This window comes from Luteimonas sp. J29, from assembly GCF_000472505.1.
GTDB lineage: Bacteria > Pseudomonadota > Gammaproteobacteria > Xanthomonadales > Xanthomonadaceae > Luteimonas.
In genome coordinates this window covers 30,972-47,145 of the sequence record NZ_AWZR01000006.1, presented here as the reverse complement: position 1 = coordinate 47,145, position 16,174 = coordinate 30,972, and the positions used below count along the sequence as shown (strand labels likewise).

Annotated in this window: 15 protein-coding genes; 1 reads left to right on the top strand and 14 read right to left on the bottom strand. The window is 72.4% G+C overall.

The features are described from left to right. Positions 1 to 17: 17 nt before the first annotated feature. The 8 genes from era to rpoE all read right to left on the bottom strand — a co-directional run bounded on the left by era (position 18) and on the right by rpoE (position 8,103). Complete coding sequence (era, locus tag LUTJ29_RS0111020) at positions 18 to 941, bottom strand: GTPase Era (protein WP_027072560.1); 924 nt, start codon at positions 939 to 941, stop codon at positions 18 to 20. Between the two features lie 40 nt (positions 942 to 981). Continuing rightward, a complete protein-coding gene (gene rnc, locus LUTJ29_RS0111015) occupies positions 982 to 1,662 on the bottom strand; it encodes a ribonuclease III (RefSeq protein WP_027072559.1) in 681 nt (226 codons plus the stop codon). Next, on the bottom strand, positions 1,646 to 2,029 hold the full coding sequence (locus LUTJ29_RS0111010) for a DUF4845 domain-containing protein (RefSeq protein ID WP_027072558.1): 384 nt from the start codon (positions 2,027 to 2,029) through the stop codon (positions 1,646 to 1,648). The genes rnc and LUTJ29_RS0111010 overlap by 17 nt, the downstream gene beginning before the upstream one ends. Positions 2,030 to 2,080: 51 nt before the next feature. Then, complete coding sequence (gene lepB, locus LUTJ29_RS0111005) at positions 2,081 to 2,875, bottom strand: signal peptidase I (RefSeq protein ID WP_027072557.1); 795 nt, start codon at positions 2,873 to 2,875, stop codon at positions 2,081 to 2,083. Between the two features lie 16 nt (positions 2,876 to 2,891). After that, positions 2,892 to 4,685, bottom strand: coding sequence for a translation elongation factor 4 (lepA, locus tag LUTJ29_RS0111000; protein WP_027072556.1), 1,794 nt, complete (start codon positions 4,683 to 4,685; stop codon positions 2,892 to 2,894). Between the two features lie 181 nt (positions 4,686 to 4,866). Then, the gene (locus tag LUTJ29_RS0110995) at positions 4,867 to 6,390 is read right to left on the bottom strand and encodes a DegQ family serine endoprotease (protein WP_343122690.1); all 1,524 of its coding nucleotides are present in this window, start codon (positions 6,388 to 6,390) and stop codon (positions 4,867 to 4,869) included. 118 nt (positions 6,391 to 6,508) lie between these two features. Further along, on the bottom strand, positions 6,509 to 7,492 hold the full coding sequence (locus tag LUTJ29_RS17195) for an RseA family anti-sigma factor (RefSeq protein WP_051322944.1): 984 nt from the start codon (positions 7,490 to 7,492) through the stop codon (positions 6,509 to 6,511). After that, entirely contained in the window at positions 7,489 to 8,103 is a 615-nt protein-coding gene (gene rpoE, locus LUTJ29_RS0110985) for an RNA polymerase sigma factor RpoE (protein WP_027072554.1), read from the bottom strand. Before rpoE ends, LUTJ29_RS17195 begins: the two co-directional genes overlap by 4 nt. A gap of 218 nt (positions 8,104 to 8,321) precedes the next feature. On the opposite strand from rpoE, the gene LUTJ29_RS0110980 reads away from it, so the two are divergent. Beyond that, a complete protein-coding gene (locus LUTJ29_RS0110980; protein WP_027072553.1) occupies positions 8,322 to 10,397 on the top strand; it encodes a 3-hydroxyacyl-CoA dehydrogenase NAD-binding domain-containing protein in 2,076 nt (691 codons plus the stop codon). Positions 10,398 to 10,523: 126 nt separating this feature from the next. Here LUTJ29_RS0110980 and LUTJ29_RS17190 read toward each other — a convergent pair whose 3' ends face one another. From LUTJ29_RS17190 to LUTJ29_RS0110950, 6 genes are read right to left on the bottom strand one after another with little or no spacing between them, the layout of a single operon-like run. Beyond that, positions 10,524 to 11,600 carry a DUF4380 domain-containing protein gene (locus tag LUTJ29_RS17190; RefSeq protein ID WP_084524840.1) on the bottom strand — a complete coding sequence of 359 codons (1,077 nt, stop codon included), beginning with the start codon at positions 11,598 to 11,600 and terminating at the stop codon, positions 10,524 to 10,526. After that, entirely contained in the window at positions 11,600 to 11,959 is a 360-nt protein-coding gene (locus LUTJ29_RS0110970; protein ID WP_027072552.1) for a PilZ domain-containing protein, read from the bottom strand. Before LUTJ29_RS0110970 ends, LUTJ29_RS17190 begins: the two co-directional genes overlap by 1 nt. Then, entirely contained in the window at positions 11,956 to 13,002 is a 1,047-nt protein-coding gene (locus LUTJ29_RS0110965) for a DNA polymerase III subunit delta' (protein ID WP_027072551.1), read from the bottom strand. Before LUTJ29_RS0110965 ends, LUTJ29_RS0110970 begins: the two co-directional genes overlap by 4 nt. After that, positions 12,999 to 13,679, bottom strand: coding sequence for a dTMP kinase (gene tmk, locus LUTJ29_RS0110960; RefSeq protein WP_051322942.1), 681 nt, complete (start codon positions 13,677 to 13,679; stop codon positions 12,999 to 13,001). Before tmk ends, LUTJ29_RS0110965 begins: the two co-directional genes overlap by 4 nt. Continuing rightward, positions 13,676 to 14,722 (bottom strand): endolytic transglycosylase MltG, encoded by a 1,047-nt coding sequence (gene mltG, locus LUTJ29_RS0110955; protein WP_027072549.1) that lies wholly within the window; start codon positions 14,720 to 14,722, stop codon positions 13,676 to 13,678. Before mltG ends, tmk begins: the two co-directional genes overlap by 4 nt. A 38-nt stretch (positions 14,723 to 14,760) precedes the next feature. Then, positions 14,761 to 16,134: an aminodeoxychorismate synthase component I gene (locus tag LUTJ29_RS0110950; protein WP_027072548.1), complete on the bottom strand. Its 1,374-nt coding sequence runs from the start codon at positions 16,132 to 16,134 to the stop codon at positions 14,761 to 14,763. Positions 16,135 to 16,174 lie beyond the last annotated feature (40 nt).

Genomic DNA, 16,174 nt, shown 5'->3' with positions numbered 1-16,174 from the left:
GCGCATCGCCGGCGCGCTCAGTCGCCGTAGCCGAGGGTGCGCAGCGCGGACTCGTCGTCGGACCAGCCCTCGCGCACGCGCACCCAGGTCTGCAGGAACACCTTGGCGCCGAACAGCTGCTCCATGCGCTCGCGCGCACGGCGGCCGATCTCGCGCAGGCGCGCCCCGCCCTTGCCGATCACGATCGCCTTCTGGCCGTCGCGCTCGACCCAGATCACGGCGCCGATGCGGTACATCACGCCCGCCCTGGGCGAGGGTTCCTCGGTGAAGGATTCGATCTCGACCGTGGTCGCGTAGGGCAGTTCGTCGCCGAGCTGGCGCATCAGCTGTTCGCGCACCAGTTCGCCGGCGAGGAAGCGCTGGCTGCGGTCGGTGATCTCGTCCTCGCCGTACAGCGGTTCCTGCTCGGGCAGCAGCGACAGCAGCGAGGCCACCAGCGGTTCGAGCCCCTGCCGGCGCAGCGCCGAGACCGGATGCACGGCGGCGAAGTCGCGGCCTTCGGCGACCTGCTGCAGGTACGGCAGCAGCTTCGCCTTGTCGGCGATGCGGTCGACCTGGTTGACCACCAGCACCACGGGCAGGCCGCTGTCGCGCAGGGTGTCGAAGGCGAGTGCGTCCTCCTCGTCCCAGCGCCCGGCCTCGACCACCAGCGCCGCCGCGTCCACGCCCTCGAGCGCGCCGCGCGCGGCGCGGTTGAGCACGCGGTTGAGCGCCGACGACGGACGCTTGCCGCCCTCGCGGTGGATGCCGGGAGTGTCGACCAGCACCAGCTGCCCGCCCGGCACCGTGGCGATGCCGAGCAGCCGGTGGCGCGTGGTCTGCGGCCGGTTGGAGACGATGCTCAGTTCGGCGCCGACCAGGGCATTGACCAGGGTGGACTTGCCGACGTTCGGCCGGCCGACGACCGCCACGTGGCCGGCCCGGTGGGTCTGGGTGTTCATGCGGGGATTGTCCGCGCCCCCGCGGGGCGAGGGCAAATCCTCACTGGCCGGGCAGGCGCCCGAGCACGGCTTCGGCCGCCATCTGCTCGGCGGCCCGGCGCGAGCCGCCGCTGCCCTCGCCCTCCAGGGCGGGGTCGGACAGCACGCAGCGCACGGTGAAGACCCGCGCGTGTTCCTCGCCGGCCTCCTGCTCGAGCACGTACTGCGGCAGCGGCTTCTGCCGCGCCTGCAGCCATTCCTGCAGCCGGGTCTTGGCGTCCTTGCCGACCTTGCTGGCCGGCACCGCCGAGACCGCTTCCTCGAACCAGGGCAGGACCACGCGGCGGCAGGCCTCGTAGCCGGCATCGAGGTAGATCGCCCCGATCACCGCCTCCAGCGCATCGGACAGGATCGAATCGCGCCGGTGCCCGCCCGATTTCATCTCGCCCGGGCCCAGCACCAGCTGCTCGCCCAGCTCCAGCCGTCGGGCCACGGCGGCGAGCGCGGACTCGCGTACCAGCTCGGCGCGGGCCCGGGTCAGCGAGCCTTCGTCGGCCTTCGGCCAGCGCGCGTACAGGGCCTCGGCCACGATCAGGCCGAGGACCGCGTCGCCGAGGAATTCGAGCCGTTCGTTGTGCGGCGCCCCGGCGCTGCGATGCGTCAGCGCCTGGGCCAGCAGGGAAGGCGTGGAGAAGACGTGCCCGGCGAACGCGTCGGGCGCCCGGTCAGTTGGCGCCGCCACCGGATCCGTCGAGCATCTGGGTGGCGTGGAAGCGGCCCACCGCGTCGAGGTTGCCGACCAGCGGCTCGCGGACCTCGTAGACCACGTCGACCTGCCATCCCGCGCCGACCCGCTCGATCTTCACGTGTTCCTTCTTCACGTGCGACGAGTAGCTGATGTCCAGCCGGCGGAAGAACAGCTGCTGGATCCGGGCCGGGGTGTAGTTGGCCACGCCCGGTTCGGCCGCCAGGCCCTTGAGGGCCGACTTGACCGCGTAGTACTCGGAGTACATCGGGAACAGCTTGATCCCGATGAAGACGAAGAAGCCCGCCACGCCGGCGACGATGATGAAGCCCAGCAGCGTGATTCCGCCCTGCCTGCGACGCATGTTCATGTCCGTCCCCCGTTGATCCTTTTCGCGCCAGCCGCCCCGGTCGACCTACGGGATGCTGCTTCCGATCCGGCCCCAGTCGACCCAGCCAGGCGCGCTGGAATCGAGGTTCATCCAGACCAGGAAAGCCTTGCCCCTCAGCTGGCTCTCGGGGAGCGTACCCCAAAACCGGCTGTCGTCGCTCCTGTCGCGGTTGTCGCCCATCACGAAATATTCGCCTTCCGGGACCCGCCACTCCCCCTCCCCGGGATCGAAGCCGCCCGGGCGCCGGGTCTCGAGGATCTGGTGGGTCCGGCCGGGCATGGTCTCCTCGATCAGGTCGGCGCCGGTCATGTCGCTGCCACGGCCGACGCCCTGGTAGGGCCGGGGCGGGCCGTACTGGAACGGTTCGCCGTTCACGTACACGGTGTTGTCGCGGTAGGCCACCACGTCGCCCGGCAGTCCCACGATCCGCTTGATCCAGTCCTGGTCGGGATGGTGCGGCGGCCGGAACACGACCACGTCGCCGCGCTGCGGCTCGCCGATCTCGATCACCTTGCGGTTGGTCACCGGCAGGCGGATGCCGTAGCTGAACTTGTTGACCAGGATGAAGTCGCCGATCAGCAGGGTCGGCATCATCGAGCTGGACGGGATCCGGAACGGCTCGGCGATGAAGCTGCGCAGGACCAGCACTGCGAACAGGACCGGGAAGAACGCCCGCGAGTAGTCGACGAGCACCGGCTCCTTCGGCTCGAGCAGGCCCGACTGCCGGGCCCGCCGCCTGGCGAAGACCAGCCGGTCGAGCAGCCAGGTGATGCCGGTCGCGAAGGTCAGGACGACCAGCCCCAGCTCGAACCATTTCATCATCTCAGGCCATCCCCTACTTGTTGTCCACCTGCAGCACGGCGAGGAACGCCTCCTGCGGGATCTCCACGCGGCCGACCTGCTTCATCCGCTTCTTGCCCTCCTTCTGCTTCTCGAGGAGCTTCTTCTTGCGGGTGATGTCGCCGCCGTAGCACTTGGCCAGCACGTTCTTGCGCAGCGCCTTGACCGTGGTGCGGGCGATGATCTGCGAGCCGATCGCGGCCTGGATCGCCACGTCGAACTGCTGGCGCGGGATCAGGTCCTTCATCTTCTCGCACAGCTCGCGGCCGCGGCGGTCGGCGTGGCTGCGGTGGACGATGATCGACAGCGCGTCGACCTTGTCGCCGTTGATCAGCGTGTCCACGCGCACGAACGGGCCCGCCTCGAAGCGGACGAAGTGGTAGTCGAGCGAGGCGTAGCCGCGGCTGACCGACTTGAGCCTGTCGAAGAAGTCCAGCACCACCTCGGCCATCGGCAGCTCGTAGCTGATCTGCACCTGGCTGCCCAGGTACTGGATGCCCAGCTGCACGCCGCGCTTGTCCTCGCACAGCTTGATGATGTTGCCGATGTAGTCCTCGGGGGTGAGGATGTTGGCGCGGATGATCGGTTCGCGGATCTCCTCGATCTGGTTCACCGGCGGCAGCTTGGCCGGGTTGTCCAGCGGGATCACGGTGCCGTCGGTCTTCAGCACCTCGTACACCACGGTCGGCGCCGTGGTGATCAGGTCGAGGTCGTACTCGCGCTCCAGCCGCTCCTGCACGATCTCCATGTGCAGCATGCCGAGGAAGCCGCAGCGGAAGCCGAAGCCCATCGCCTCCGAGCTCTCCGGCTCGAAGCGCAGCGCCGCATCGTTGAGGCGCAGCTTCTCCAGCGCCTCGCGCAGGTCGGGGTAGTCCTCCGCGTTGACCGGGAACAGGCCGGCGAACACGCGCGGCTGCATCTCCTGGAACCCGGGGAGCGGGGCCGGCGCCGGATCGGACGCCAGGGTCAGGGTGTCGCCGACCGGCGCGCCGTGCACGTCCTTGATCGAGGCCGTGACCCAGCCCACCTCGCCGGCCGACAACCTGCCGGTGACCTTGCGCTTGGGGGTGAACACGCCGACGCCGTCGACCTGGTGGGTGCGGCCGGTCGACATCACCAGCAGCTTGTCGCCGGCCTTGATCTGGCCCTGCATCACGCGCACCAGCGAGACCACGCCCAGGTAGTTGTCGAACCAGGAGTCGATGATCAGCGCCTGCAGCTTGTCGGTATCGCGCGGCCTCGGCGGCGGGATGCGGTGGACGATCGCCTCCAGCACCTCCTCCACGTTCTGCCCGGTCTTGGCGCTGACCGCGACCGCGTCGGACGCGTCGATGCCGATCACCGCCTCGATCTCGGCCTTGGCCCGGTCGATGTCGGCGGTCGGCAGGTCGATCTTGTTCAGCACCGGCACGACTTCCAGCCCCTGCTCCACCGCGGTGTAGCAGTTGGCCACCGACTGCGCCTCCACGCCCTGGGCGGCGTCGACCACCAGCAGCGCGCCCTCGCAGGCGGCCAGCGAGCGGCTGACCTCGTAGGAGAAGTCGACGTGGCCGGGGGTGTCGATGAAGTTGAGGTGATAGGTCTGCCCGTCGCGCGCCTTGTAGGGCAGCGACACGGACTGCGCCTTGATGGTGATCCCGCGCTCGCGCTCGATCGGGTTGTTGTCGAGCACCTGCGCTTCCATCTCGCGCTCGGTCAGGCCGCCGCACAGCTGGATGATGCGGTCGGCCAGGGTCGACTTGCCGTGGTCGACGTGGGCGATGATGGAGAAGTTGCGGATCTGCCGCATCGGGTCTGACATGGGGGTGGCGGCAGCCGCTCGCTCGATCGGGTGGACGACGCGGGATTATCGCATAGCGACCGTCGCCCCCCCGCGAGGCGCCCGCGCGCGAGGGTGCCCGCGGGCCCCTGGCCGCGCCGGGCAGGCGGGGACGGCGGCACCCGGCCGCCGCCCGGTCAGGCCGGCCGGGTCATTCCCCGGCCTCGGGCGTGATGGCGACGTAGGCGGTGCCGCCGGAACGGCTGCGCACCAGCAGCATCACGGTCTGCCCCGGCTTCACGCCGCGCAGCTGGCGTTCGAACGCGGCCACGCTGTCGACCGGGGTGCGGCCCACGCGCAGGATCACGTCGCCGGGCGCGAGGCCCGCCTCGCGCGCGGCGCGGCCCTGGACGCGGGCGATCTGCACGCCTTCCCGTCCCTGCAGGCCGAGCTGGCGGCGCTGCGCCTCGCCCAGCTCCTGCACCGCCAGGCCGAGCACGTTGGTGTCGGCGGACGGCGTCGGCGACTTCGAACCGGGGGCGGCGCCGCGCGCACCGGCGACCGGCTCGTCGTCGAGTTCGTCGAGGACCACGTCGAAGCTGCGCTCGCGGCCGTCGCGGAACACGACGATCCTGACCTTCGTGCCCGGCGCCTTGTTGCCCACGATCGGCGGGAGGTCGCCGGGCTGGCGGATCACCACACCGTCGGCGCTGCGGATCACGTCGCCGACCTCGATGCCGGCCTTCTCGGCGGCGCTGCCGGGGACCACTTCGCTCACCAGCGCGCCGAGCGTGTCGGGCAGCTTGAAGCCGCGCGCCTGCTCGGTGGTGATCGGGTTGGCCTGGAACATCACGCCGAGCTGGCCGCGGCGGACCCGGCCGGTCTTCTTGATCTGGTCGGCCACGTTCATGGCCACGTCGATCGGGATAGCGAAGGCCACGCCCATGTAGCCACCGGAGTTGCTGAAGATCTGCGAATTGATGCCGATCACCTCGCCGCTGGTGTTCAGCAGCGGGCCGCCGGAATTGCCCTGGTTGATCGCGACGTCGGTCTGGATGAAGGGCACGTACTGCTGGTTGGCGTACGGGTTGCTGCGCCCCACCGCGCTGACGATGCCGGCGGTGACGGTCTGCTCGAAGCCGAACGGCGATCCGATCGCCACCGCCCACTGCCCCGCCTTGACCTTCGAGGAATCGCCGATGCGCAGCGTCGGAAGCCCGGAGGCGTCGATCTTGAGCACGGCCACGTCGGAACGCTCGTCGCTGCCCACGACCTTGGCGTCGAACTGGCGGCGATCGGTCAGCGTGACCTTGACCTCGTCCGCGCCGTCGATCACATGGTGGTTGGTGAGGATGTACCCGTCGCCGGAGATGATGAAGCCGGTCCCCATCGCCCGCCCGCGCGGCGCCTGTCCGCGGCCACCGGGCCCCGGCATCTGGAAGCCGGGACCGAAGAAGCGGCGGAAGATCTCGGGGATCTGCTCCTCCAGCGCCTCCTCCTCGGACTGGCTGCGGCGCGAGCCGATGGTGGTGTCGATCTTCACCACGCCCGGACCGACCTCCTCCACCAGCCGGGTGAAGTCCGGCAGGCCGGTGACCAGAGGCGCGGCTGGCGCCGCGGTCGCCTGGGAGGCCGCGGGGACCGCTGCCTCGGGCGCGGTCTGCGCGGTGGCGATCGGCAGCACCACCGCGGTGGTCGCGGCGGAAGCCAGCAGGATCAGGGCGAAGGCGGACACCGGTGTTTTCATCGGACAGGTTCTCGGGTTCGATCGGTACTGCTCGGCGACGCGGATCCAGCGCCCGCGCCCGGGACGCCGCGCATCCGCGCGGCGCCGACATCATGCACGTTCGCGCTCAGGGCCGGCGTCCGTCCGCGGCGGGCGCCTCGGCCACGTCGTCGGGCGGGGGCCAGCGCAGCACCGGCGCCGGCGCGGGCAGGAACGGCTCGAACACCCGCTCGCGCGGGGCCAGGCCACCGCCGGAAACGGCATAGCCGCTGGGCGACGGCAGCAGCGAGCGCGGCCACGGCCGCGGCTCGGCCGATGGCATCGGGAAGGGGTGGGACGTCTCCGCGGACGGCCCGCCGGACGGCACGGCAGCCAGCAACGTGGCCGGTTCGTCCGGGACCGCCGGCGTCGCCTGCGACGGTGCCGGTGCAGGCTCTGCGCGCGTGCCGCGCGCCACCGCCGGCGACTGCGCGCGGGCACGGCGCTCGGCGGCGCGGCGTGGCGTCTCGGCCAGGGCCGCAGCCGAGGCGGCCAGCATGGCCCCGGCTTCGGGAACCTCGGCCAGGACCGGCGCCGGCGCCGGCGCCGGCGTGGCATCGGCGACGGCGTCGCGAACCGGTTCCCGATCGGCAGGGGACGGGACGACCGGGGCTGTCCGTCCGGCCTCGGCCACCAGCGGCGCGGCCTGCGCCGGCCCGGGCGCGACCTCGCCTGGCGCCGGCAGCTGGCGGGTGGCGAACACGGCCAGCAGGGCCACCGATGCCGCGATCGCGGCCCCGCCACCCCAGCGCCCCAGGCGCGGGCCGGTCCGGCCCGCGGGAGACTGGGCCTCGGCGGCGGTGTCGCCGGCCAGCGCGTCCGCCACGCGGCGTGCGAAATCGGGCGGCAGCAGGTCGTTGCGCTGGCCGCGCAGCACGTCGCCGCACAGCTGCCAGCGCTCCCAGTACGCGGCCAGCACGGTGTCGTGCTGCAGCCGGCGCAGCATGAAGCGCGCCTCGTCGGGCGAGAGTTCGCCGTCGAGCATCGCCGACAGCTGCTGCCGGTGGTACAGGAACAGCTTGTCGGGATCGGGCCTGATCTGCACCGGCTCGTTGTCGTCGACGTGGATCATCGTGCCGCTCGCTCCGCTCTGGTATCGCTGTCCAACAGGGGCCTGAGCTCCTGGTCGATCGCCTCGCGCGCACGGAAGATGCGCGACCGGACCGTGCCGATCGGGCAACCCATGCGCTGGGCGATCTCCTCGTAGCTCAGGCCGTCGACCTCGCGCAGCGTGATCGCGAGCCTGAGCTCCTCGGGCAATGCTTCGACCGCGCGCATCACCGTTTGTTCCATCTGCTGGCGCATCAGTTCACGGTCGGGCGTGTCGCCATCGCGCAGGCGGATGCCCGAATCGAACTGCTCGGCGTCCTCCACGTCCACGTCCGCCCCCGGCGGGCGGCGGTTGCCGGCCACCAGGTGGTTCTTGGCCGTGTTGACCGCGATCCGGTGCAGCCAGGTGTAGAACTGGGAGTCGCCGCGGAAGTTGCCGATCGCGCGATAGGCGCGGATGAAGGTCTCCTGGGCGACGTCCTGGACCTCGCTCCAGTCGTGCACGTAGCGCCCGATCAGGGCCGCGATCCGGTGCTGGTACTTGCGCACCAGCAGGTCGAACGCGGCGTTGTCGCCGCGCTGCACGCGCCTGACCAGCTCCAGGTCCAGTTGTTGGGTATCGATCTCGGCCATCCGGCCTGGCGCTCCTGCCTTACGCAAACCGCCCGGCCTGGCGACCGGGACCTGGGACCGCGGAACGGGCCGGAAGTTCCGGCCTGCCGCCTGAACTGGGGGCGCCCCGGGCGCGGCGCAAGGCGGCCGGCCCGCGACCGCCCGGCGGGCGGATTTGACTGCGGCGCGACACCCTCTGGATCATAAGGGGCTTCCCATACCCTAACGGATGGTCCCGCATGATTGCTGGCCTCGATGGTCTGCGCTTCAGCCACTGGCAGGTCGAGCAGCGCCCCGACGGCGTCCTGGTCCTGGCGTTCGACCGCGCCGGGGAGTCGGTCAACACCTTCAGCCAGGACGTGCTGATCGAACTCGAGACCCTGCTCGAACGCCTGGCGCTCGACCCGCCCAGGGCCCTGGTCCTGCGCTCGGCCAAGGACAAGGGCTTCATCGCCGGCGCCGACATCCGCGAGTTCGCCGAGTTCGACCGCAAGGGCACGATCGGCGACTCCATCCGCCGCGGCCAGCAGGCGTTCCAGCGCCTGGCCGAGCTGCCCTGCCCCACGGTGGCCGCGATCCACGGCTTCTGCATGGGCGGCGGCACCGAGATCTCGCTGGCCTGCGACTACCGCGTGGCCAGCAACGACCCCTCGACCCGGATCGGCCTGCCCGAAGTCAAGCTCGGCATCTACCCCGGCTGGGGCGGCAGCGTGCGCCTGCCGCGCCTGGTGGGGGCGCCGGCGGCGATGGACGTGATGCTGACCGGGCGCAACCTGTCCGCCTCCGCGGCCCGCGCCATGGGCGTGGTGGACAAGGTGGTCGAGCCGGCGGTGCTGGTCGATGCCGCGGCCGAGCTGGCCCTGCGCGGCACGCAGCGTCCGTTCCGCCAGCGCTTCCTGGGCTGGTTCACCAATACCTGGCCGGTGCGGCAGGTGCTCGCGCCGGTGCTGGCCAGGCAGGTCGCGCGCAAGGCGCGCAAGGACCACTACCCCGCACCCTACGCGCTGATCGAGACCTGGCGCCGCAGCGGCGGCGGGATCCAGGCCCTGCTCAAGGCCGAGCAGAGGTCGGTGGTGAAGCTGGCCGGCACCCCGACCGCGCGCAACCTCACCCGCGTGTTCTTCCTGATGGAGCGGCTCAAGGGCCTGGGCGGCAAGGATCCGCACGGCATCCATCGCGTGCACGTGGTCGGGGCCGGCGTGATGGGCGGCGACATCGCCGCGTGGGCCGCGTACAAGGGTTTCGAGGTCACGCTTCAGGACCGCGAACAGAAGTTCATCGACGGCGCCATCGCCCGCGCGCAGGAGCTGTTCGCCAAGCGGGTGAAGGACGAAGGCAAGCGCCCGGCGGTGGCCGCGCGGCTGAAGTCCGACCTCGCCGGCGCCGGCGTGGCCGATGCCGACCTGGTGATCGAGGCGATCATCGAGCGCGCCGATGCCAAGCGCGAGCTGTACGCGAACGTCGAACCGCGGCTCAAGCGCGACGCGCTGCTGACCACCAACACCTCCTCGATCCCGCTCGAGGAGCTACGCGAACACATCGCGCGCCCGGCGCAGTTCGCCGGCCTGCACTACTTCAACCCGGTGGCGCTGATGCCACTGGTGGAGATCGTGCGCCACGACGCGATGGCGCCGCAGACCGAACGCCGCCTGGCCGCGTTCTGCAAGGCCCTCGACAAGCTGCCGGTGCCGGTCGCCGGCACGCCCGGCTTCCTGGTCAACCGCCTGCTGTTCCCGTACATGCTCGAGGCGGCAACCGCGTACGCCGAGGGCATCCCGGCGCCGGTGATCGACAAGGTCGCGGTGAAGTTCGGCATGCCGATGGGGCCGATCGAGCTGATCGACACGGTCGGCCTCGACGTCGCCTACGGCGTCGGCCAGGAACTGGCGCCGTTCCTCGGCCTGGCGATCCCGCCGGCGCTGTCGCAGCCGCCCGAGCCCGGCAAGCGCGGCAAGAAGGACGGCCAGGGCATCTACGCCTGGGAGAACGGCAAGCCGAAGAAGCCCGAAGTGCCGAAGGACTACAAGGCGCCCGGCGACCTCGAGGACCGCCTGGTGCTGCCGCTGCTCAACGAGGCGGTGGCCGCGCTGCACGAGCGCGTGGTCGAGGACGCGGACCTGCTCGATGCCGGCGTGATCTTCGGCACCGGCTACGCGCCGTTCCGCGGCGGCCCGATCCAGACCATCCGCGAGCTCGGCGTCGAGAACGTGCTGGCGCGCCTGAAGGCGCTGCAGGACCGCTACGGCGACCGCTTCGCGCCGCGCCCGGGCTGGGACAACCCGGCGCTGCGCGCGGACGCCGGCCAGGCGGACTAACGCAAGCAGGCGCCGCGCGCCACGGGCGCGGGAGCGCGCGCGACCCCGGTCCGTGCGACGACGTCCGGCGGTTCGACTACCGCGCCTGCGCCGCAGGCACATCGGGATTCGCGCCGCGCGGGCGCCTCAGGGCGCGAGCCCGACCTCGCCCAGGGCCTCGAGCAGCGCGGCGCGCTGGGCCTCGAGCATCTCCGGCCCGTCGTAGGGCAGCACCGTCCAGGTCTCGGCCGCGCGCATCGATTCGCCCGGCGCGAGCATGCGCAGCGGCGCGTGCACCTCGAGTTCGAGCAGGCCGGCATCGGGGTCGTCGTGGTGCCACTGCTGGTACACCTCGACCTGTCCGTGCTCGGGATGGATCGATGCGTCGGGCTGCAGGTCGAAGCGGATCAGCAGCAGCTGGCCGGCGTTGAATCCGGCGATCCAGCCCGCGGAGGGACGGATGAACACCTTGCCGCGACGCCCGCCCTTGCCCTGCGGCGGCGGATCGGCCTGCAGCGAAAACAGCCCGTCCTCCCACCAGGCGACGGGACCCGCGAAGAAGTCGTCGCCGTCTGCGCGCAGGCGCGCGTCCTCCGGACGGGCCACCGGCACGAACACGCGGCTGGCGGCGGGCAGGCGGGTGTTGAACCACAGGTCGCGTTCGATCTCGCGGTCGCGGACGTTGACCGCCCCGGCCTCGAGTTCGACCGTGGCCGGCGCCCGTCCCGACAGGCGATAGCGCTGGCGCGCGCGCAGGCCACTGACCGGGCTGTCGACGCCTTCGAGGGCGACCGCGTACGCGGAGCGTTCGACGACGCGGTTGCGGCCGTAGGCCAGCCACGGGTCCGGCGGCCAGGGCGCGGCGGCGTCGCGGCGCTGCGCATGCACGTCCTGGTCGAGCCACCAGCCCGACTGCGGGCCGGTCCACAGCACGTGGCCCAGGTAGGGGATGTCGATCCCGTCGGCCGCCGGTTCGGGCGGCGGCACCTGCGCCAGCGCGGCGCCGACCTTGAGCAGGTTGGGCCGGTCCGGCAGCGACAGGTGCACCACGCGGCCGCCCAGGTCCGGCGCGATCGCGAGCCGGACGTGGCCGTCGTCCAGCCACAGCCATGGCTCCTCGCGCTGCGTCTGGCCCTGCGCCGCGCAGGCCGGCGCCGCGCACGCCAGCAGCGCGGCGAGCAGCAGCATCCACGGTCGCGTGGGGCGGCCGGCCACGGCGCGCATCACATCGTGTGGGTGGGCTTTTCCGCGGTGAGGCTGCCGGCGAGCAGGGTCTCGATCCGGTTCTTGACCGCCTCGCCCTCGGGCGTGTCGGAGAACTGCACGCCGACACCGGCGGTGCGCGCGCCCTGGGCGCCGGTCGGCGTCACCCAGACCACCTTGCCGGCGACCGGCAGGCGGTCGTTGGATTCGGGCAGGGTCAGCAGCAGGAACACTTCGTCGCCGAGGAAATAGCGGCGCGGCGTCGGCACGAAGATGCCGCCGTGCTTGAGGTACGGCATGTACGCGCTGTACAGCGTCGCCTTGTCCTTGAGCGCCAGCGACAGGATGCCCTGCCGTGCGCCGCCCGGGGTGCTGCTCATCGGTTACGCCCTCGCTCCTGTCCCGGCGCATGTTGCGCCGGACCGGCGCGCCACGCGACCAGCAGCTCCGCGATCGCCAGATCCGCGCGCACCGTGGTGCGCAGCAGGTCCCGGGTGCGGTTGGCCGCATCGAACCACTCCGCCAGCTTCCGGATTCGCGCCGGATCGGTCAACCCCGCGGCCTCGGCCAGTGCCAGGTCGGCGGCGTGGTACAGGCGCTGCGGGGCATCTTCGTCCGCGGCCCAGCGCTGCGCGGTCTCGATCGGGGCCGCTTCGCCGCGCGCGATCCGGGCGAGGTCGGCGGCGACCTCCTTGCGCAGCGCGAGGCCGCCGTCGCGCAGCCAGGCGTCCGCCAGCCCCGGATGGCCGCGCGCGGCGTCGAGGGCGGACTGCGCCGCGGACTCGGCGTGTCCCTGCGCGCGCAGCCAGGCCAGCGCCTCGTCGCGCGGCGGCATGCGCATCTCCAGGCGCTGGCAGCGGCTGCAGATGGTCGCCGGCAGGCGCGACGGGTTCGACGCCACCAGCCACAGGTAGCGACCGGGCTGCGGTTCCTCGAGCGTCTTGAGGATCGCGTTCCAGGCGTTGTAGTTGACCGCGTCGGCCGGTTCGACGATCGCGATCCGCGCGCCGTGCTCGGCCGACAGCGCCAGCCGTTCGGACAGCTCGCGGACCTGGTCGATCACGATCTCGGTGCGCGGCTTCGGCGGCGACGGCTTCAGCCGCCACTCGTAGCCGACCAGGATGTAGTCCGGATGCGCGCTGTGCCCCCAGGGATGCGCCAGCGATCCGTCGGGCCGCACCTCGACCGGGTCGCGCTGCGAGCGCGCCTCGAACAGGCGGCAGCTGCGGCAGGTGCCGCAGGCACGACCGTCGGCGCCGCGCGACTGGCACAGCACGTAGCGCGCCAGCGCTTCGGCGACCGCGCGCTTGCCCAGGCGCGCGGGCCCGCACAGCAGCAGCGCGTGGCCGAGCCGGCCCTCGGCCAGGGTCGCCACCGCCTGGTCGTAGGCGCGCTGCTGCCAGGGCGCGAGTTCCGGGATCATGCGCCGTCCCGCCATTGGCGCAGCAGGCGCACCGCCTCGCGCGCCACCTCGTCGGCCGGCCGCGAGGCGTCGATGACGCGGAAGCGCGCCGGCTCGGCGGCGGCGCGCGCGCGGTAGGCGGCGCGCACGCGCTCGAAGAAGTCGTCGCGCTCGGACTCGATCCGGTCCGGCACCAGGTCGCGGCCGCGGGTGCGGGCGCGTCCGCGGGCGACGTCGATGTCCAGCAGCAGGGTCAGGCCGGGGCGCAGGCCGACCACGCGCCGCTCGAGTTCGGCGATCCACGCCGGGTCGATGCCGCGCCCGCCGCCCTGGTAGGCGTAGCTCGAATCGGTGAAGCGGTCGCACAGCACCCAGGCGCCGCGGGCGAGCGCGGGCCGGATCGTCTCGTGCACGTGCTGGGCGCGGGCCGCGAACATGAGCAGCAGCTCCGCATCGGCGGTGGGCGTTCCGTGTTCGCGGTCGAGCAGCAGGCCACGGATGCGTTCGGCCAGCGGCGTGCCGCCGGGTTCGCGCGTGATCACCACGTCGGCGCCGCCTTCGCGCAGCGCCTCGCGCAGCGCGTTGAGCACGGTGGTCTTGCCGGCGCCCTCGCCGCCTTCGAGCGAAACCAGCCGCGGATGCGCCTCGATGCCGTCCGGGCCGGCGGCCGCCGATGTGGCGCCTGTGGGACGGCTCATCGCGGGCCGAACCTCTCGCGGTAGCGGCGCACGTATTCGCGCACGGCGTTGTTGTGCTCGGCCAGGGTGCGCGAGAACACGTGGCGGCCGCTGCCGTCGCCGACCGCGACGAAGTACAGTTCGTCGCCCTCGGCCGGCTGCGTCGCCGCGCGGATCGCGTCCGCGCCCGCCATCGCGATCGGCGTCGGCGGCAGCCCGTCGCGGGTGTAGGTGTTGTACGGCGTGTCGGCGAGCAGGTCGGCGCGACGGATATTGCCGTCGAAGCTGGCGCCCATGCCGTAGATCACGGTCGGATCGGTCTGCAGCCGCATGCCCAGCTTCAGCCGGCGCACGAACACGCCGCCGATGCGGGCTCGCTCCTCGGCGATGCCGGTTTCCTTCTCGATGATCGAGGCCAGCACCAGGGCCTCGTCGGGGCTGGCCAGCGGCAGGTCGGGCGCACGCTGGGCCCACGCCTGCTCCAGCACCCGCTCGAGCGCGGCATTGGCGCGGCGGAGCACGTCGAGGTCGCTGTCGCCGCGCGTGTAGACGTAGGTCTCGGGCAGGAACCGGCCTTCGGGGTGCACGCCGGGACGACCCAGCTTCTCCATCAGCGCCGCGTCGTCCAGTTCGCCGATGGTCTGCACCAGCGACGTGGCTCTGGCCAGGGCCGCGCGCAGCTCGCGCATGTTCCAGCCCTCGACGATGGTGAAGCGGTAGCTGATGACGCGACCGTCGCGCATGCGCTGGAGCAGCGTGCGCGGCGTCATCCCCGGCTCCAGCGCGTACTCGCCGACCTGGATCCGCGCGTCCGTCCCCAGCTCCCTGGCCAGGAGTTGCCACTCGAGGTCGTGGCCGTCGCGCACGCCGGACTCGCGCAGCCTGGCCAGCACCCGCCGGAACGAATCGCCGCGCTCGACCTGCAGCGTCGTTCCCGCCTCGATCCCCGACAGCGGCGCGTCGGCGAAGCCCGTGTAGCGGTCGTACAGCCAGTACGCGACGGCCCCCGCGGCCAGCGCCGAGAGCACGAACAGCACGCCGAGCGTGCGCCTAGCCGATGCCATGCGCCTGCTCCGTCGGTGGGGAGGTCGGGATCATCGGCCTAGGATACCGTGGCCCCGCCGGGGCCGGCCGCAAGCGCCTGCAGCAGGCCGCGCGCCTTCGCCCGGGTCTCGTCGAGCTCGCGCGCCGGGTCGGAGTCGGCCACGATCCCGGCACCGGTGCGGAAGCGGACCTCGGTGCCCTCCACCTCGGCGCTGCGGATCAGGATGTTCAGGTCGAGGTCGCCGTCGCGGTTGAGCCAGCCCATCGCGCCGGTGTAGGTGCCGCGGCCGGTGCGCTCGAGTTCGGCGATCACCTGCATGCAGCGCACCTTGGGGCAGCCGGTGATCGTGCCGCCCGGGAACGTGGCGGCGACCACGTCGCCCGGGCCGGCGTCGGCGCGCAGGCGGCCGCGCACGTTGCTGACGATGTGGTGCACGTGGGCGTAGCTCTCGATCGTCATGAGTTCGTCGACCTCGACGCTGCCGGGCACGCACACGCGGCCCAGGTCGTTGCGCTCCAGGTCCACCAGCATCACGTGTTCGGCGCGTTCCTTGGGATGGCCGATGAGTTCGCGCACGCGGGCTTCGTCGTCGTCGCCGGGCACGCGCGGACGGGTGCCCGCGATCGGACGGGTCTCGACCAGGTCGCCGCGGATCGAGACCAGGCGCTCGGGCGAGGCGCTGGCCACCGCCCAGCCGTCGCCGGCGTACAGGCCGGAAAACGGTGCGGGGCTCGCCTCGCGCATGCGCGCGTACAGCCGCGCCGGGTCCAGCGCCTCGGCGAATTCCGCGCGCCAGGCGCGCGAGAGATTGACCTGGAACACGTCGCCCGCGGCGAGGTAGTCGATCACGCGCGCGACGCCGGCCACGAAGTCCCCGGCAGGACCCTCGTGCACCGTCGCGGGCGGCACCCAGGCCGGCCAGTCGGGCATCCGGGCGGCCGCCGCCAGGTCCCGTTCGACCTGGTCGAGCATCCAGCCGTGTCCCGCCTCGGCGACCGCGACGCAGTCGCCGCTGGCGTGGTCGCGCAGCACGGCCGCGGGGCAGCGCAACGCCTGCGCCACCGGAAGGGCGCCGGGTGCATCGGGCAGGGTGAGTACCGCTTCCAGCTCTCGCGCCAGCTCGTAGCCCAGCAGCAGCGCCCAGCCGCCGCGGAACGGCCAGCGCGGCTCCTCGCGCGTCGTACGCACGGCGCGCCACGCGGCATCGAGCGCCTGCAGGAACGTGCCCGGCACGGTCGCCCCGGACGCGTCGCGGGTGACGCCGTCGCGACCCAGGGTGAGCGCACCGCCGTCGGCCAGCAGCAGCAGGTCCCAGCGCGCCTGCGCGGTGCCGTGCGCGACGGACTGCAGCAGCAACCGGTAGCGGCCCGGATCGACGCGGTGCAGCGCCAGGAGGTCGGTCTCGGGCGGAAGCGGCCTGCTGGTCAGCACGTCGGGCGCCTGCGGTGGATCGGGGGTGGTCACGCGCGAT